The organism is Pseudomonas sp. LFM046 (genome assembly GCF_000949385.2).
GTDB lineage: Bacteria > Pseudomonadota > Gammaproteobacteria > Pseudomonadales > Pseudomonadaceae > Metapseudomonas.
The window spans coordinates 1,663,241-1,680,496 of record NZ_JYKO02000001.1 but is presented as its reverse complement, the minus strand read 5'-3'; the positions used below and the strand labels follow the sequence as shown (position 1 = coordinate 1,680,496).

19 protein-coding genes are annotated in these 17,256 nt (G+C 66.0%); 3 read left to right on the top strand and 16 right to left on the bottom strand.

Annotated elements, in window-relative coordinates:
• Window positions 1-8: 8 nt before the first annotated feature.
• From TQ98_RS07910 to TQ98_RS07900, 3 genes are all read left to right on the top strand, one after another.
• Window positions 9-863 (top strand): sulfurtransferase, encoded by an 855-nt coding sequence (locus TQ98_RS07910; RefSeq protein ID WP_044874802.1) that lies wholly within the window; start codon window positions 9-11, stop codon window positions 861-863.
• A gap of 242 nt (window positions 864-1,105) precedes the next feature.
• Window positions 1,106-1,585, top strand: a complete 480-nt coding sequence (locus TQ98_RS07905) for a hypothetical protein (RefSeq protein ID WP_044874801.1) — start codon at window positions 1,106-1,108, stop codon at window positions 1,583-1,585.
• 185 nt (window positions 1,586-1,770) lie between these two features.
• Entirely contained in the window at window positions 1,771-3,024 is a 1,254-nt protein-coding gene (locus TQ98_RS07900) for an outer membrane protein transport protein (protein ID WP_044874800.1), read from the top strand.
• A gap of 66 nt (window positions 3,025-3,090) precedes the next feature.
• On the opposite strand, the gene TQ98_RS07895 is transcribed toward TQ98_RS07900, so the two are convergent.
• The 16 genes from TQ98_RS07895 to TQ98_RS07825 all read right to left on the bottom strand — a co-directional run bounded on the left by TQ98_RS07895 (window position 3,091) and on the right by TQ98_RS07825 (window position 17,236).
• Window positions 3,091-4,101 carry a DUF2167 domain-containing protein gene (locus TQ98_RS07895; RefSeq protein WP_044874799.1) on the bottom strand — a complete coding sequence of 337 codons (1,011 nt, stop codon included), beginning with the start codon at window positions 4,099-4,101 and terminating at the stop codon, window positions 3,091-3,093.
• Between the two features lie 231 nt (window positions 4,102-4,332).
• The gene (locus tag TQ98_RS07890; protein ID WP_044874798.1) at window positions 4,333-4,887 is read right to left on the bottom strand and encodes a redoxin domain-containing protein; all 555 of its coding nucleotides are present in this window, start codon (window positions 4,885-4,887) and stop codon (window positions 4,333-4,335) included.
• A 55-nt stretch (window positions 4,888-4,942) separates the two neighbouring features.
• Window positions 4,943-5,116: a hypothetical protein gene (locus tag TQ98_RS27740; RefSeq protein WP_158249348.1), complete on the bottom strand. Its 174-nt coding sequence runs from the start codon at window positions 5,114-5,116 to the stop codon at window positions 4,943-4,945.
• A gap of 176 nt (window positions 5,117-5,292) precedes the next feature.
• Window positions 5,293-6,591, bottom strand: coding sequence for a Wzz/FepE/Etk N-terminal domain-containing protein (locus TQ98_RS07885; protein ID WP_044874797.1), 1,299 nt, complete (start codon window positions 6,589-6,591; stop codon window positions 5,293-5,295).
• A gap of 177 nt (window positions 6,592-6,768) precedes the next feature.
• Window positions 6,769-7,059, bottom strand: a complete 291-nt coding sequence (locus TQ98_RS07880; protein WP_044874796.1) for a hypothetical protein — start codon at window positions 7,057-7,059, stop codon at window positions 6,769-6,771.
• Window positions 7,060-7,230: 171 nt separating this feature from the next.
• The gene (locus TQ98_RS07875) at window positions 7,231-8,436 is read right to left on the bottom strand and encodes an MFS transporter (RefSeq protein WP_044874795.1); all 1,206 of its coding nucleotides are present in this window, start codon (window positions 8,434-8,436) and stop codon (window positions 7,231-7,233) included.
• Between the two features lie 43 nt (window positions 8,437-8,479).
• Window positions 8,480-8,893, bottom strand: a complete 414-nt coding sequence (locus tag TQ98_RS07870) for a MarR family winged helix-turn-helix transcriptional regulator (protein ID WP_044874794.1) — start codon at window positions 8,891-8,893, stop codon at window positions 8,480-8,482.
• Between the two features lie 187 nt (window positions 8,894-9,080).
• The gene (locus TQ98_RS07865) at window positions 9,081-9,809 is read right to left on the bottom strand and encodes an adenosylcobinamide-GDP ribazoletransferase (RefSeq protein WP_044874793.1); all 729 of its coding nucleotides are present in this window, start codon (window positions 9,807-9,809) and stop codon (window positions 9,081-9,083) included.
• A complete protein-coding gene (gene cobC, locus TQ98_RS07860; RefSeq protein WP_044874792.1) occupies window positions 9,806-10,372 on the bottom strand; it encodes an alpha-ribazole phosphatase family protein in 567 nt (188 codons plus the stop codon). Before cobC ends, TQ98_RS07865 begins: the two co-directional genes overlap by 4 nt.
• Window positions 10,369-11,424, bottom strand: a complete 1,056-nt coding sequence (cobT, locus tag TQ98_RS07855; protein ID WP_044874791.1) for a nicotinate-nucleotide--dimethylbenzimidazole phosphoribosyltransferase — start codon at window positions 11,422-11,424, stop codon at window positions 10,369-10,371. Before cobT ends, cobC begins: the two co-directional genes overlap by 4 nt.
• Window positions 11,421-11,942: a bifunctional adenosylcobinamide kinase/adenosylcobinamide-phosphate guanylyltransferase gene (gene cobU, locus TQ98_RS07850; protein ID WP_044874790.1), complete on the bottom strand. Its 522-nt coding sequence runs from the start codon at window positions 11,940-11,942 to the stop codon at window positions 11,421-11,423. The genes cobT and cobU overlap by 4 nt, the downstream gene beginning before the upstream one ends.
• Window positions 11,935-13,404: a cobyric acid synthase gene (locus TQ98_RS07845; RefSeq protein ID WP_103102908.1), complete on the bottom strand. Its 1,470-nt coding sequence runs from the start codon at window positions 13,402-13,404 to the stop codon at window positions 11,935-11,937. The genes cobU and TQ98_RS07845 overlap by 8 nt, the downstream gene beginning before the upstream one ends.
• On the bottom strand, window positions 13,401-14,393 hold the full coding sequence (gene cobD / locus TQ98_RS07840; protein ID WP_044874787.1) for a threonine-phosphate decarboxylase CobD: 993 nt from the start codon (window positions 14,391-14,393) through the stop codon (window positions 13,401-13,403). Before cobD ends, TQ98_RS07845 begins: the two co-directional genes overlap by 4 nt.
• Complete coding sequence (gene cbiB / locus TQ98_RS07835) at window positions 14,386-15,294, bottom strand: adenosylcobinamide-phosphate synthase CbiB (protein WP_044874786.1); 909 nt, start codon at window positions 15,292-15,294, stop codon at window positions 14,386-14,388. Before cbiB ends, cobD begins: the two co-directional genes overlap by 8 nt.
• Entirely contained in the window at window positions 15,291-15,941 is a 651-nt protein-coding gene (gene bluB / locus TQ98_RS07830) for a 5,6-dimethylbenzimidazole synthase (protein WP_044874785.1), read from the bottom strand. The genes cbiB and bluB overlap by 4 nt, the downstream gene beginning before the upstream one ends.
• On the bottom strand, window positions 15,938-17,236 hold the full coding sequence (locus TQ98_RS07825) for a cobyrinate a,c-diamide synthase (protein WP_044874784.1): 1,299 nt from the start codon (window positions 17,234-17,236) through the stop codon (window positions 15,938-15,940). The genes bluB and TQ98_RS07825 overlap by 4 nt, the downstream gene beginning before the upstream one ends.
• Window positions 17,237-17,256 lie beyond the last annotated feature (20 nt).

Here is a 17,256-nt window from a genome sequence, read left to right as displayed (position 1 = left end):
AACCCGCCATGTCGCTCGCACAACTCATCAGCCCCGCCCAACTCAGTGCCCGCCAGGACGAACCGGGCCTGATCATCCTCGACTGCCGCTTCTCCCTCGACGACCCGGCCTACGGTCAGCGCAGCTACGCCGAAAGCCACATCCCCAAAGCCCGCTTCGCCGACCTGGAACGCGACCTCTCCGGTCCGGTGACCCGTGGCGTGACCGGCCGCCACCCGCTGCCCGCTCCGGAAGCGCTGGCCTCGCGGCTGCGCGACTGGGGCATCCGGGCCGACAGCACCATCGTTCTCTACGACGACGGCCCCGGTGCTTTCGCCGCCCGTGCCTGGTGGCTGCTGGCCTGGCTGGGCAAACGCGAGGGTGTGTTCCTGCTGGATGGCGGCCTCAAGGCCTGGCGCGATGCCGAGATGTGCCTGACCGCCGTTGAACCGACCGTGGAACCGGGCGACTTCCAGGGGCAGCCCGATGCCAGCCTTCTGGTGGATGCCGACACCCTCCAGCAGCGCCTGGGGGACGCCAGCCTGACCCTGCTGGACGCCCGTGCCCTGCCACGCTTCAAGGGTGAAGTGGAACCGATCGACCCGGTGGCCGGACATATCCCCGGCGCCCGCTGCGCGGCCTTCACCGACAACCTCGGCGCCGATGGCCGCTTCCTCCCCGCCGGGGAACTGAAGCAGCGCTTCGCCGCCATGATCGGCGAACGCCCGCTGGACGACGTGGTCGCCTATTGCGGCTCCGGCGTCACCGCCTGCCACAACCTGTTCGCCCTGAGCCTCGCGGGCTACCCCCTGGCGCGGCTCTACGCCGGCTCCTGGAGCGAGTGGATCACCAATCCCGACCGCCCATTGGCCAAGGGCGACTGAGGCCGGAAAGCCGCGACCTAGAGCTGCCAGCGCCCCGGACGCGCTGGCAGCTTTCTAATCACGGACAGCTATATCGCCAATAACCAGAAGCCTGAAACAGTTTAAAAACAGGCCTTTACAGCGCAAATTTCCCACTAGACTTCAAATCGAGCGGCTAACTCCGCTCCCGGCGGGGCCCTTCCATAGAACGATGAGAAGCTGCCAAACGCCCCCGCCCCGCCGGCAACCTTCGCGAGGCTTCTATGGGAATTGCCGCCAGCGATCTGCGCCAGCATGTAATTCGACCGACGCTGCTCTACCTGCAGCGCCCCTCCCCCACCGCCGAACGCCTGTTGCTGGGTACCGCCGCCTGCCAATCCGCCCTGGGTTCAGAACTCGATTGCAACCACGGTCGCGGCCTCTACCGCATCAGCGATGAGCGCCACCAGCAACTCTGGGACGAGCACCTGGCCTTCGATCCGGACCTCGCCAGCCGGGTGCGCGGGCTGGCCAGCCAGCACGCCTTTCTCACCGCGCCGCACCTGGAGCTGATCGTCAATCTGCGCTACGCCACCGCCATCGCCTGGTTGCTGGTGGAGTCGAGCATTCTGGTGCTGCCCGCTGCCGACGACCTGATCGGCATGGCTGCGGTGTGGCGTCAGGTCTTCCAGCCAGAGGGCAACCTGCGGGAATTCATCGATGCCTGGCAACGCCATGTGGGTGGCCTCAGCCAGGTCGCCTGAAACCCGATCACTGACCAACCAGTCAGGAGCAAGTGCCCCTGACTATTTTCACGTTCGACGAAGATGACGTCTTTTGGCGAATTGTTCGACAATCTTACAAGGAATTTCCTACATCAACCGAACTGGAAAGCCCTATTGAATCCTGTTAGCGTGCCGCGCTTTGCACCATCGCTCAGGAGTTCATCGTGATAAGCAGAGTCTTCAAGACCGCCCTCGCACTCGCCGTCAGCGCCGCTTCCAGCTACACCCTGGCCGCCGGTTTCGCCCTCAACGAACAAAGCATCAGCGCCATGGGCACCGCCTTCTCTGGCCGTTCGTCCTCTGCTGATGACGCCACCACTGTATTCGGCAACCCCGCCGGCATGGCCCGCCTCAAGCGCGAGCAAGTGAGTGCAGGCGCTGCGGCGATCTTCGCCAAGACCGATATCGACGATGCCCATAGCACCTTCGGCGGCACCAATGACGGCGACATGGTCCCCACCGTGGCCGTCCCCATGGGCTACTACGTCAAGCCGATCGACGACAAATGGGCCTTCGGCCTGGGCGTCTACGCCCCCTTCGGCCTGATCACCGACTATGAAAGCGGCTTTGCCGGCCGCTACTTCGCTGACAAAAGCGAAGTGCGCGTAATCACCGTCCAGCCCACCGTCAGCTACCGCATCAACGACCAGCTGTCCGTCGGCTTCGGCCCCACCATCAACCGCATTGACGGCGAGCTGACCTCCGCCACGCTCAACCGCGCTACCCCCGGCCAAAATGACGGCCAGGTGAAGGTCAAGGGCGACGACACCGCACTGGGTTTCAATGCCGGCGTGCTCTTCGAGCTGGACCCGCGCACCCGCTTCGGCCTGACCTACCACTCCAAGGTGGACTACACGCTGCGTGGCGACACTACCCTTAGCGGTAGCGCTTTCGGGCCCCTGGCCGGCAAGTACGATGCCACCCTGGATCTGGAGACCCCGGAGTCCGTCGACTTCTCCGTCACCCATGATCTGAACGACACCTGGACCCTCTACGCCGGCAGCACCTGGACCCGCTGGAGCCGCCTGGAAGAAATCCGCGTAGAGAACAAGGGCCGCCTGCCAGCGGCCCTCAGCACCATCACCGAAGAGCAGGACTGGCACGACACCTGGTCCTACGCCGTCGGCGCCGCCTACAAGCTGAACCGGCAGTGGACCCTGCGCGCCGGCCTGGCCTACGACCAGTCGCCGACCCGCAACGAGTTCCGCTCGCCGCGCATCCCCTCCGATGATCGCAAGGTCTTCAGCCTGGGGGCCGGCTGGAGCCCGAACGATGACGTGACCATCGACGTCGCCTACTCCTACCTGAAGGAAGATGACGCCGACATCAACCAGGTCAGTGCCACCAAGGGTGCCTACCGCGCCACCTACCAGAACAGCGCCCACGGCCTGGGGGCGCAGGTGACCTACCGCTTCTGAGTGGAAATCGCCCCCATGAAAAAAAGCCCGGACTCGTCCGGGCTTTTTTGGGAGGGGACGCTGCGATCAGTCCTTGAACTTTTCGTCCCGGCTCGGGGCCATGACTGTTTCGGTGGGCGGCTGCACTGCCTCGGGCAGCGATTCGAGCTCCGAACGGACCGCCACTGCAGCCTTCTTGCCTCGCAGGCGTGACCATAGCCAGCCGCCAATGGCCACTGGCACAAAGAAGAACTTCTTCAGGAACACCAGCACTAGCGCCAGAAGACCAGTCTTGGCGGCGAGCTTACCGGCCACGAGAGCACCCAGCCCATAGGCAGCAACCTCGTCCAATTCCGGATTGAAATCGACGTAACGATTACCGGGATTGAACTCGGTCATCGCCAATACGGCCGGCAGGTGCTGCTCGATGATAGGCAGTTGGTCCATGTTGGCAATGAAGTTCAACACCAGCACGCCTTTGCGACCGAGTACGCGGATGTTGTAGTTCAGAATGTGGGTAGGGGCGTCACCAAAGCGCAGTTCCTTCGCCCAGTAGAGCTTGCGGCCTTCGCTGTCATAACGCGGTGGTGCGGCCCAGCCGATCAACTCGAGCGGCTCGTAGCCGTTATCGGCACGCCACTTGTTTGCCGCGACGACATCCGCCTTCATATCCTGAAGCAGCTCGCCGTAGTTGATCTCGGCCGCATCTTCGTCAGATACGTAGCCGCTCTCCTGATACTCCACTTTGACCGCCCATGATTCCTCGGCCAGGGGTGAAACGCCCTTGGGCAGGATCAAACCCAGCGGCAACTCGTCTGACGGCGGGTTACCCCAGGCGTCTACCAGGACCCGTTCCACATCTTTACCGTCCAGAAAGACAAACTGCTCAGGCAAATCGAAGGTAGCCAGGTTGTCACCCACCACCACCTTCCCGGAACGGAAGTTCAAGCTGGTGACGAACTCTTCGGCGGTCATGGTGCCGCCTCCTTCGCCCTGCTCGGGCTGGGCGGCTGCTTCTCTGGGCTGCGGTTGATCAGCAAAGGCGCTGGGCAGGGAAACAGCCAACAGAACGGCCAGGATCAATTCCTTGATCGACATTCGAATCTCCATCGGATTTGGAAAAGTGCCAGCAACTTAGCACGAGTCCCAATGGCGAAACGCAATCACATGAAAAATCCCGAAACATCTCGGATCCGTCCGACAGTCTTGAAGCGGAGTCGGTCAACAACAGGCACCGGCCTCGATGGCGGGACGGAAAACAAAAAAGAAAGTCAGTCAGGCGACCGACTGGGTTTTCGTTAGGAGCGGATCGACCGCCCTCGCTCAGATTCACGGCTGACTGGCCAGCGCCTGCTCCACGGCCTTCAGCAGATCGGGGTCATCCGGTTTGGTCAGGCTGGAGAAATGGGCGATCACCTTGCCTTGGCGGTCCACCAGGTACTTGTAGAAGTTCCAGCGCGGCGTCTGCCCGGACTGGGCGATCAGTTCCTTGTAGAGCGGCGTCGCCTCGTCACCGGACACATGCTGTGGCTGGGTCATGGCGAAGGTCACGCCGTAATTCACGAAGCAGACCTTGGCGGTTTCTTCCTGGTTGGCGGCTTCCTGCTTGAAGTCATCGGACGGAACGCCCAGCACTTCGAAGCCCTGGTCCTTATAGCGCTTGTACAACGCCTCCAACCCCTTGAATTGCGGGGTGAAGCCGCAGTGGCTGGCGGTATTGACGATCAACAGGGGCTTGCCGCCGAAACGCTGGCAGAGGTCGATGATTTCCTTGGAGCGAAGTTGCGGCAGCTGGTGCTGCAACAGCGAGGGGCATTCGGCGGCCATGGCCTGGCCGCCGAACAGAGTGAGCAATGTCAGGGACAGGGCGGGCAAGGCTTTCATGGCGAACTCCGGCGCGAATCAGGCTATCTGCCTACGCTACCGCCGGTCGGCCCGCCTAGCAATTGAATCCCAGCTGCATCAATGCCAGTCCGCCCTGCTGCCAACCCCACCAGCCGAGGGCCAGCAACAGCCCGGCCAGCCAGCCGCCGAGAAGGGCGCCCAACTGGTGGAACAGGAAAACGATGCTGCCGAGCGATGCCGGTTGAGCCCAAACGACGACGCGCCACAACGTTGCTTACTCTTACCTGAAGGAAGATGACGTCGACATCAACCAGGTCAGCGCCACCTGCAGGAACAGCGCCCACGGCCTGGGTGCCCAGGTGACCTACCGCTTCTGAGGCCCCTGAAAGCAAAAAAGCCAGTCAGGAAACTGACTGGCTTTTTTGGGATCTTTCCGGAGTGGGGTTAGACGACAACCTCGCTCCGCACCTCAATCGGAGCGGTAGAACGTAACGCTAGAGAGCGGATCAGCGCAACGAACGTACCCAGTATCAGGCCAGCAACCAGCCCTATCGCAACAATCAGCACCTTGCGCGGCTTGATTGGCTGTTGGGGGGTGGTCGCGACCTGATCCACATGAACCAGCTGCAGGCGCGAAAAATCGACCCGCAGCCCTTCCAGTCGAGCCTTTTCTCCCCTCAGCTTGACCAGGTTCTTGAAGAACAGGTCTTCATTCTCGCGGCGCTTCAGAATCTCGACTTCCCGATTGTTGGCCAACGTGCTCAATTGCGCCTGAATCTCCACGATCCGCGGCTCGGTGAAATCGTCCGAACGACGGGCGATCAACGCCGCCCGCTCGGCCTTCAACGTATCGACGCCCATGAAGTACAGCGGAATCTGCTGGTTGTTGACTTCCGTCCGAATCACACTGCCCTGCACCTCCCGGGTGCTTTCACCCAGCGCAGAAGGCGTCGTCGGCTTCGAGATACCTAGCTCTTCGGCGATGCGGATCGCCTCGTCAAGTTGCTTGATACGATTCTGCCGACGAGCCTGCACTTGCTGGCGCAACGACGTGAGCTCATCCTGAAGCGTGCTCTTTTTCAGACTGTCAGCCTCCAGAAGGCCGGCGATGCGGGCTTCCTTGTCTGCCTCATATCGAGCCCGCTCAGCCGCAATCTCGCTCTGTAGTCGCGCAAGCCTGTTGCCCAACAAGACCTCGAAATCCTCCTGAATCCGAACCCGCTCCTGATCGATGGCAGCGGCAACCAGTCCATTGACCAGGGCGACGCCATCCACACCCGCTGCATACGTCAGGCTGATGCCCTGGAAGGGGGAAGTATCGGTGCCCTTCTTCGGATCGGGGCGCAGCATTGCGAAGCCGCTTCGGTTGAGGCGATCCAGCAACTGATCCAGCGATTCGTCGCCACGCTTTATTGAGACGAGGAGCTCGGGATGCTGCTCGAAGAACTTCAGGCGCAGGCTATAGGAGTCCAGTGCATCGCCCACCATCCGTAGCGCCGCGTCCGGCGCCAGCGAGTAGAGCATCGACTCGTTGAGTTCATCCAGATCCTTCAGGGAAGCGGGCCTGAGAACACTCTGTACCTGGTACTGCGGCGTTGCCGTCAGGGCATAGCCAACGGCCATCGCGGATGTCAGTGCGGTAATGGCAAGGATCAGGAACTTCTGCCCCCACAGCGCCTTGAACAACGCTAGCAAGTCGATTTCATCAGAGGCCCCGTAAGGTCGGGCCAAAGGAGCATTCATGGTGGACCTTCCTTAGAAGCAATAAAAAGTTACCGTACCGGTCATCGCGCAAGAGGAACTTTTTCCAGTTCACAGAATTGGCGGGAGCCGACGCAATCATACGGTTATTGCCTACTGGAACAAGGGGGGCCTCCTACAGCACCTGACGAACGAAGGAGCACCCCACTCACAATCCCGCTACACGAACAGCCCGCCACAGCGGCTGGCCGCCAGGCGAGGCTCAAAGCGGGATAAGAAGGTAACGTACAGGACTGCATCGACGCCCTGTTGCACAAGCGCGATTCCCTGCGAGAACCGGAAGGCGACGGCCCCGTCTCGCAGACGAGCGCCTTCGCAGAAATAACGAACCGCCCCCGGCAATATTCGCCGCCTGGGCATGCTTTCCCGCGCCTGCTGCAGGGTCGGCTCAGCGGGACGGGTCAGGATGGAGAAGTGAGTGATCGGCGTCAGGGCGAGCACGGCGGGCATGACGAACTGCGGCGCGGATCGGGTGATCCGACCGCGCCAGTGCCAGGCAAGTCGCCTAGCAATTGAATCCCAGCTGCATCAATGCCAGTCCGCCCTGCTGCCAACCCCACCAGCCGAGGGCCAGCAACAGCCCGGCCAGCAGGGCACTCAGCACCCAGCCGAATCGCAGGCTCATGCCGCCCCGGCGGGCTGCAGGCGCGCTACTGGTTGCTCGCGTACCGGCCAGTTCAGTACGGCGGCCAGCAGGCTGAGGAAGATTGAAATCTGCCATACCAGTTCGTAACTGCCCGTGTGGTCATAGAGGTATCCGCCCAGCCAGCCGCCGAGGAAGGCGCCCAGCTGGTGGAACAGGAAAACGATACCACCGAGCATGGACAGGTTGCGCACGCCAAACAGGGTGGCGACCGTACCGTTGGTCAGAGGAACGGTGGACAGCCACAACAGCCCCATGGCCATACCGAAGGCGTAGGCGCTCCAGATGGACAGCGGCGAATAGACGAAAGCCACGATCACCACGCCGCGCAGCAGGTAAAGCCCGGTGAGCAGTTTGGGCTTGGCGTGGCGGCCACCCAGCCAGCCGGCGATGTAAGTACCGAACACATTGAACAGCCCCACCAGCGCCAGCACCGTAGTGCCCACGGTGGCAGGCAGGTGCTGGTCCACCAGATAGGCGGGCAGATGCACGCCGATGAAGACCACCTGGAAGCCGCAAACAAAGAAGCCCAGGGCCAGCAGCCAGAAGCCCGAATGCCCGGTGGCTTCCCGCAGCGCCTCGCCCAGGCTCTGCTCATGGGCCTGGGGCGGCAGCGGGTTGTCCTTGAGCAGCCCAGCCAGCGGCAGGATCAGTGCCACCAGCAGACCCAGCGCCAGGAGCGCCGAGGACCAGCCGAGCCAGCCGATCAGCCCGAGGGTGCCGGGCAGCATGGCGAACTGGCCGAAGGAACCGGCGGCCGCGGCAATACCCATGGCCATGCTGCGCTTATCCACCGGCACGGCGCGGCCCACAACGCCCAGGATCACCGAGAAAGACGTGCCCGACAGGCCGATGCCGATCAGCAGGCCAGCGCTGAAGGACAGCGACAGCGCCGAGTCCGAGAACCCCATCAGCACCAACCCCACGGCGTAAAGCACACCGCCGACCACGACTGCCCGGGTCGCGCCGAAACGGTCCGCCAGGGCGCCGGTGAAGGGCTGAGTCAGGCCCCAGATCAGGTTCTGCAGGGCGATGGCGAAGGCGAACACCTCCCGGCCCCAACCGAACTCACTGCTCATGGGCGCCAGGAACAGGCCGAAGCCGTGGCGGATGCCCAGGGACAGCGCCAGGATCAACGACGCGCCCAGCAGGATCCAACCGCTTGTACGCCATACCGAAGTCATAGAAACGTCCTTTGCGGGTAGATACCCGCTTTAATCCAAAAAATCAGTCCATGTATTCCAGGTCGTCCAGCAGCGCCATCAGCGCCGCCCGATGTTCCGGTCCCAGGCGCTCAGTCATCCGCGCCTGCGCCTCTTCCCAGGCCTTCAAGGCAGCATCGATGCATTTGCGGCCGGCGGGGGTCAGCGACACCAGGCGGTTGCGCTGATCTTCGCCGCCCTCCAGCTGCACCAGCCCCTTGGCCTCCAGCACCTTGAGGTTGCGACCGAGGGTACTGCGATCCAGGCCCATCGCCTCGGCCAGGCTGGTAATGCTGGGTTGATCCAGCCGCGTCACGTGCTTGAGCAGCGAATACTGGGCGACATTCAACCCGACACCCACAAGGGCATCGTCGTAGAAGCGCGTCACGTTGCGGCTTGCGCGGCGCAACTTGGTGCAAAGGCATTGGGTCGGCAACATGAGGTACGTGTATATACCCGCATCTGCCAACGCGTCAACGGGCATGCAGCGGCGAAGCGGAAGCCGACCAGATACGCGATCAGTGGCTCGGCTTCTGCGTTTCTGGAGCCATGAAGTCCTCCAGCAGACAGAAGCGGTCCTGGAGGCAATATGACTGACAGCAGAGGACGTGTTTCCCGGTCCCCCCTCAGGCCAGCGCCACAGCCACCAGCACAACCACCTCCAGCAACTCCACCAGCGCCCCCGCCGTATCCCCGGTCGTCCCGCCCAGCCGCTGAACGAACCGCCCACGCAACCAGGCAAAGGCCACCAGCGTCACGACAAGCGACAACCAGGCCATCCAGCCCAGCAGCAGCATCACTGCCCCCTGAACTGCCAACCAGACGGGCAGCTCACGGCGTGGCAGGTGCTCCGCCAGTGCCTGACCAAGGCCGCCGGCGCGGACATACGGGGTGGTGAGAAACAGCAACGGCAGCATCCCCCGCGCCAGCCACGGCGCCAGCAGCAGCGGCAGCAACTGCCCGGCCTCCACCAGCGCGACCAGCGCGGCGAACTTCAACAGCAGGACCACCACCAACACCACCACGGCGATGGGCCCACTTCGCGGGTCCTTCATGATTTCCAGGGTGCGCTCACGATCGCCGTAGCCACCTACCCAGGCATCCGCCGTATCCGCCAGGCCGTCCAGGTGCAGCCCACCGGAAAGGCCTACCCAGAGCGCGAGCAACAGCGCCGCCGAGAGCAGCGCGGGGCGCCCCTCCAGCAGGTAGCCGGCCCCGATCAGCAGCAGGCCGAGCAACAGCCCCACCAGCGGATACCAGAGCAGCGACCGGCCCACTTCGCGGGGCTCGGGCATGCCCGGCAGGCTGACCGGCAGGCGCGTGAGGAATTGCAGGGCGATCAGCAACGGCGTCATGGCCGTTCCCGCAGGCCGCGTTCATCGAAGGTCAGGCGGAACAGCTCGCCGTGGGCGACGTCCACTTGCATCAGTTGGGCCCGCGGCAGTTGGCGGGCGCGGGCCACGAGGATGCGAATCACGCCGCCATGGGTAACCAGCAGGACGTTCTGCCCGGCAAAGCGCTCCCGCAGGCGCTCCCCCGCCGCCAGTACCCGCGCCTCGAAGTCCAGCAGGGTTTCGCCGTCCGGCGGCGTGTAGCTGTACGGGTCGTTCCAGAACCGGCCGAGGCCTTCGGCGTGATCCTCCATCAGCTCGGCAGCACTGCGCCCCTCCCACTGGCCGAAGTGCAGCTCCCGCACGTCGGCGTCGAATTGCAGGGGCAGGCCGAGGCGCTGTTCCAGTTCGCGGGCGAAGGAGGCACAGCGTTGCAGGGGCGAACTCACCAGCACATCCCAGGGCCCGGCGCCTTCGATACCCTCGCGCATCTGCGTCCAGCCCGTCTCAGTCAGGGCATCGTCCAGGCTGCCGCGGAAGCCGCCGCCCCGTTCGGTTTCGCCGTGGCGCAGGAGGTCGAGCTTCATGCCGGCCGGTCCGATACCGAGGCTTCGGCAAAGGTCGCCATGCCGCCGTGCAGCTCGCAGGCCAGACGCAGCAGCGGCAGAGCGATGGCGGCGCCGCTGCCCTCACCCAGGCGCAGGCCAAGGTCCAGCAGCGGTTCGGCCTCCATGGCTGCGAGCACGGCGACGTGACCTGGCTCAGCAGAACGGTGGGCGAACAGCATCCACTCGCGGCTGGCGGGGTTGAGGCGCACGGCGCAGAGGGCCGCCACGCTGCAGATGAATCCATCCACCAGGGCCGGCAGCCCCAACTGGGCGCAGGCCAGGTAGGCACCGGCAAGTGCCGCCACTTCGAAACCGCCGAGGCGGCGCAGGGTTTCCTGGGGGCTGTCGCAGGCTTCGCGGTGCAGCGCCAGGGCGCGCTCGATCACGTCGATCTTGTGGGCCACGCCCTGGCCGTCCAGGCCGGTGCCGGGACCCGCCAGGGCGGAGGCCGGCAGGTCCAGCAGGGCGCAGGCCAGGGCGCTGGCGGTCGTGGTATTGCCTATGCCCATTTCGCCGCCGACGTAGAGATCGGCCCCGGCGCCCAGGGCGCGTTCGACGCTGGCGCGACCAGCCTGCAGGGCGATCAGGCACTGGGCGGCGGTCATCGCGGGCTCACGGGCGAAGTTCGCGGTGCCGGCGCCCACGTGCAGATGCAGCACACCGGGCAGTGGCTCCAACGGCAGTGCGGTCCCCAGATCCACCAGCTCCAGGGTGGCGCCGAGGCTTTTCGCCAGGACGCTGATGGCCGCGCCGCCACGAACGAAGTTGCGCAGCATCTCCCCGGTCACCGCCTGGGGATAGGCCGACACGCCCTCCTCCACCACGCCATGGTCGCCGGCGAACACGGCGAACCAGGGGCGGTCGATGCACGGCCGTTCCCGGCCCTGCTGCGCGGCCAAGGTGATGGTCAGGTCTTCCAGTTCACCCAGGGCGCCGCGGGGTTTGGTCAGTTGGTCCTGGCGGGCCTGGGCCTTGGCACGGGCCACGGGGTCGAGGGGCTGGCAGGGGGCCTGCCACCATTGCAGGGTCATAGGGGTTCTCCCTTGAGAATCATGGGCAGGCCGGCGACGGTGAAGATCACGCGTTCGCAGCGTTCGGCCAGAGCCTGGTGCAGCCAGCCGGCCTCGTCGACATAGCGCCGGGTCAGCTCGCCCAAAGGCACGACGCCCAGGCCGGTTTCATTGCTCACCAGCAGCACGCGGCCGGGCAGTTCGGCGAGGCAGCCGAGCAGCGCTTCACGCTCCTCGTCCAGGCGCGCCGGGTTGTCCAGCATCAGCAGGTTGGTCAGCCAGAGGGTGAGGCAGTCCACCAGCAGACAGGTGTCAGCGGCGGCGTTGTCGCGCAGGACCCGCGCCAACTCCAGCGGCTCCTCCACCAGGCCCCAGTGGTCCGGTCGGCGGGCACGGTGATGGGCGACCCGCGCGCTCATCTCGCCGTCCAGCGGCTGGCTGGTGGCGATGTAGGTGACCTTGAGGCCACTTTCAGCCGCGAGCTTCTCGGCCAGTCGGCTCTTGCCCGAACGGGCGCCGCCGAGGATGAGTTCAGGCATGGAGGTGCTCCTGAATGCCACAGAGTTCGGCAAGCAATTGGGTGTCCAGATGCTGCTCCACCTGGTCCGCCAAGCGTTCGATATCGCGTTCGCGCAGGGCGTGGTAATCCACCGCCCGCACCGTTTCCAGACCGGCCCAGCGGAGGACGGCGGCGCTGGCTTCGGAGGATTCGAACAGGCCGTGCAGGTAGGTGCCCATGACCTGGCCGTCCGCGCTGAGGGCGCCATCGGCGCGACCGTCGTCCAGCGCCACGGCGGGACGGTCGAGGCCGGCGCCGGTGGTGACCCCGGCATGGATCTCATAGCCGCTCACCACGGCGTCTTCCAGGGCGAGGCAGCCGCTGACATTGCGCAGCTGCTTTTCCGGTTCCAGCACCGTGTCGACGTCCAGCAGGCCGAGGCCGGCGCTCTCCCCTGCTGGGCCTTCCAGTCCGTGGGGGTCGGCGATGGAATGCCCCAGCATCTGGTAGCCGCCACAGATGCCCAGCACCTTGCCGCCGTAGCGGAGGTGGCGCCGCAGCGCCTGGTCCCAGCCGTGTTCGCGCAGGCGAGCGAGGTCGGCGCGGACGCTCTTGGAGCCGGGCAGGATGATCAGGTCCGCCGGCGGAATGGGCTGGCCGGGAGCGACAAAGCTCAACTGCACCTGCGGGTGCAGACGCAGGGGGTCGAAATCGGTGTGATTGCTGATGCGCGGCAGCACCGGCACGGCGACCCGCAGCAGGTCGCCCGACTTGACGGACTGGCGCGGGTCGATGGCGTCCTCGGCTTCCAGGTGGAAGTCGGTGAGATAAGGCAGCACGCCCAGGACGGGCTTGCCGGTACGCTGCTCCAGCCAGTCCAGGCCCGGCTTCAGCAGTGCGATATCGCCCCGGAAACGGTTGATGACGAAACCCTTCACCCGCGCCTGTTCGCTCGGCGACAGCAGCTCCAGGGTGCCCACCAGATGGGCGAAGACGCCGCCCCGGTCGATATCGGCGACCAGGATCACCGGGCAGTCCACGGCTTCGGCGAAGCCCATGTTGGCGATGTCGTTGGCCCGCAGGTTGATCTCGGCCGGGGAGCCCGCGCCCTCCACCATCACCACCGGGTAACGGGCGGACAGCCGCTGGTGGGACTCCAGCACGGCGGTCATCGCGACCTTCTTGTAATCGTGGTAGGCGGCGGCGTTCATGCTGGTGACGGCACGCCCGTGGATGATCACCTGCGCACCGATGTCGGTATTGGGCTTGAGCAGCACCGGGTTCATGTCGGTGTGGGGCGCCAGCCCGCAGGCCTGGGCCTGCACCGCCTGGGCACGGCCGATTTCGCCGCCGTCGGCGGTCACCGCGCTGTTCAGCGCCATGTTCTGCGGTTTGAAAGGCGCAACCGCCACGCCCTGGCGGCGCAGCCAGCGGCACAGGGCGGTCACCAGGGTGCTCTTGCCGGCGTCGGAGGTGGTGCCCTGCACCATCAGGGTGGTCATGGGAATTCCTTGGAGTAGTCGTTCAATGCCTGGCCCAGTCGCGCCCATCCGGCCTCGTCCGGCGGCAGGCCGAAACGCAGGCTGGCCGGTGTAGTGAACTGCCGGGTGAGAATGCCGCGGGCGGCAAGGAATTCGTGCAGGACGGCGGCATCGTCACGCACCAGCCGCTGGAACAGCGCCGTGCCGCCCGAAGGTGCAAACCCGCCGTCACGCAGCACGCGCTCCAGGCGCTGGCCGTCCCGCAGCAGCGCTTGCCGCTGGCGCATCTGGCCGGCTTCGTCTTCCAGCAGCGCCTTGGCCAGGACCCGTGCCGGGCCGCTCACCGTCCAGGGGCCGAGGAGTTCTTCCAGACGCTCCAGCAGCATCGCCTCGGCCAGCACGAAGCCCAGGCGGATGCCCGCCAGTCCGAAGAATTTGCCGAAGGAACGAAGCACCACCAGGCCCGGTAGCGGGCAGTGGCTCGCCAGGCTGTCTTCCGGTGTGCAGTCCATGAAGGCTTCGTCCACCAGCAGCCAGCCGCCCCGCTCCACCAGGCGTGCGCGCCAGGCCAGGAGGGTTTCCGGCGAAATGCGCTGGCCGGTGGGGTTATTGGGATTGACCACCAGCAGCACGTCGAAGTGTTCCAGCTCCCGTTCGGCGCGCTCGCTGTCCAGTTCCTCCAGCTCGTGGCCTTCACGGCGCCAGGCGTGGGCATGCTCGGCGTAGCACGGAGAAATCACGCCGATCCGGCTGCGACCACGCAGGCGCGGCAGGGCCTGGATCGCCGCCTGGGAGCCGGCCACCGGCAGCAGGCAATCGCAGCCGTAGTAACGCCATGCCGCCGCTTCCAGACCGTCGTCCCGTTCCGGCAGACGTGCCCAGGCGGAGGCCGGGATGGCCGGCAGGTCCCAGCCGTAGGGAGCGATGCCGGTGGAGAGGTCGAGCCAGTCCGCCTCGGCAATGCCATAGCGCTGCGCCGCCGCGCGCAGTCGTCCGCCGTGTTCAAGCAAGGAGCCAGCCTCCGAAGATCAACGCTACCAGCCAGAGCAGCACGCCCTGGCGCACCAGGTCCATGGCCCGGCCGATATCTTCGGCGCGGGCCGCCAGGCCTTCGCCCAGCACCGGGCGCTGGTGCAACTCGCCGTGGTAGACCGCCGGCCCGCCCAGCGCCACGCCCAGGGAACCGGCGCCAGCGGCCATGACCGGACCGGCGTTGGGGCTGTCCCATTGCGGGGCCTGGCGGCGCCAGCAGCGCAGGGCCAGCCGGGTCTTGCCCAGCAGGGCGTAGGTCAGGGCCACCAGTCGTGCGGGGATGTAGTTGAGGACGTCGTCGATGCGCGCCGCCGCCCAGCCGAAGCGCTCGAAACGCTCGTTACGGTAGCCCCACATGGCGTCCAGGGTGTTGGACAGGCGATAGAGCACCACGCCCGGTGCGCCGGCCACGGCGAACCAGAAGAGCGCGGCGAATACCGCGTCGCTGCCGTTCTCCAGCACCGACTCGGTGGCGGCGCGGGCCACGGCGGACTCGTCCAGCTCGCGGGTTTCGCGGCTGACCATGTAGCCCACGCGCCTGCGCGCTTCCGGCAGGTCGCCCGATTGCAGCGCATTGGCGACGGGCTCGGCGTGCTCGTTGAGGCTGCGCAGGCCGATGGCGGCGTAGAGGGCGACGACGCCCACCAGCCAGCCGATATAAGGCAGCTCGGACAGCAGCCAGGCGCCGACGGTCAGCGGGAGTACGGCCAGCACCCAGGCGCTGACGCCGTGGCTGCGCCAGCCACGGCCGCCGGGGTTGAATCGGCGTTCCAGGCGGTTGGCGAACTTGCCGAAGGCCACCAACGGGTGCCAGCCCTTCGGCTCGCCGAACAGGGCGTCCAGCGCTACGGCGCCGAGGGTGAGGAATCCCAGGCTCATGAGCGCTGCCCCCACTGGTTTTCGAAGACCAGATCGGCCAGCGAGCGCGGCTGCGCCCAGCCCTCCAGGGCCAGCATGGGCGCCGGATAGAACGCCGTGACCGGCCCCAGGCACAGCACCGCCAGAGGTTTGCTGCCTTCGGGCATGCCCAGCAGATCAGCCAGGGCCTGGGGCTCGAACAGCGACACCCAGCCCATGCCGAGGCCTTCGGCGCGGGCCGCCAGCCAGAGGTTCTGGATGGCGCAGGACAGCGAGGCCAGGTCCATTTCCGGCAGGGTGCGACGACCGAATACATGGGCCTCGCGGCCGTCCATCAGTGCCGCCACCAGCAGCTCGGCGCAGTCGAGGATGCCTTCCACCTTGAGTCGCATGAACTGGTCCGAGCGCTCGCCCAGGGCGTCGGCGGTGCGCACGCGCTCAGCTTCCACCAGCGCATGGATGTCCCGGCGCAGGTCCTTCGAGGTGATCCGCAGGAAACGCCAGGGCTGCATCAGGCCGACGCTGGGCGCCTGGTGGGCGGCCTCAAGCAGACGCGCCAGCAGTTCGGGCGCTACCTCGCCACCACTGAAGTGGCGCATGTCGCGACGCTCGGCGATGGCGCGGTAGACCGCCGCGCGCTGGTCAGGGTCGAAGGCGTGTTCGCTCATGGTCGGAACAGCTCCGCAGCCGCCCGGGGATTGGACGGCAGGTAGAAGTGGATATAAGAGGCGGTCAGGCGGCCGATGCGGAATACCGCTTCGGCCACCGGTTTGTCATTCGGGCAAAGGCCCCGGGCGATGGGCTCCAGGGGCGAATCCAGCAACGAGTGGTGGAAGGTGTGCCCGCGCAGGCTGCCTTCCGGCAGCCATGCTTCCTGCAGGGCCAGGGCAGCCAGCCGCTTCTGCATCGTCGCGCGGCCAGGCAGAAGGCCCAGCAATTCGGCGGATTCACCGCCCGCTTCGGTCAACGACTCCAGCAAATAGAGCATGCCGCCGCACTCGGCGAGGGTCGGCTTGCCGGCCTCGTGGTGGGCGCGAATGGCGTCGGCCATGGCGCGGTTGCCAGCGAGTTGCTTCAGGTGCAGCTCGGGGTAGCCGCCGGGCAGGTAAAGGCTGTCCACCTCGGGCAGTCGTTCGTCCGTCAGGGGCGAGAAGAACACCAGCTCGGCGCCCAGGCGCTGCAGCAGGTCCAGGTTCGCCTGATAGAGGAAGGCGAAGGAGGTGTCCCGCGCCACGCCGATGCGCACACCGGCCAGCCCGTCGCCGATGTATTGGGGCTCGGGGGCGGCGAAGCACACGGCAGGTGGCAGGGCCACTTCCGCGCTGGCGGCCAGGGCATCGGCGGCGGCATCCAGGCGGGCGTCCAAGTCCGCCAGTTCCTCGGCCTGCACCAGGCCCAGGTGGCGGCTGGGCAGTTCCACATCAGCGCTGCGCGGCAGGGAGCCGTACCAGCGAATCCAGTCCGGCAGGCTGTCGCGGATCAGGTCACTGTGGCGCTGGCTGCCGACACGGTTGCCGAGCACGCCGGCAAAAGGCAGGCCCGGCTGGTAGGTGGCCAGGCCCACGGCCAGGGCGCCGAAGGTCTGGGCCATGGCGGCGCCGTTGATCACGCCAAGGACCGGCACGCCGAAGTGACGGGCCAGGTCAGCGGCGGAGGGGGAGCCATCGAACAGGCCCATCACGCCTTCGATCAGGATCAGGTCGGCCTCTCCGGCCGCCTCCCAGAGCAGGCGGCGGCTTTCCGCCTCGCCCACCATCCACAGGTCCAGCTGGTAGACCGGCGCACCGGAAGCGCGGGCGAGGATCATCGGGTCGAGGAAGTCCGGGCCGCACTTGAACACCCGCACCCGCTTGCCCTGACGGGCGTGCAGGCGCGCCAGAGCGGCGGTGACAGTGGTCTTGCCCTGGCCGGAGGCGGGGGCGGCGATCAGCAGGGCCGGACAGTTTCTGGCTTGATCAGGCATGGATTGCCCTCTCCCCCGCC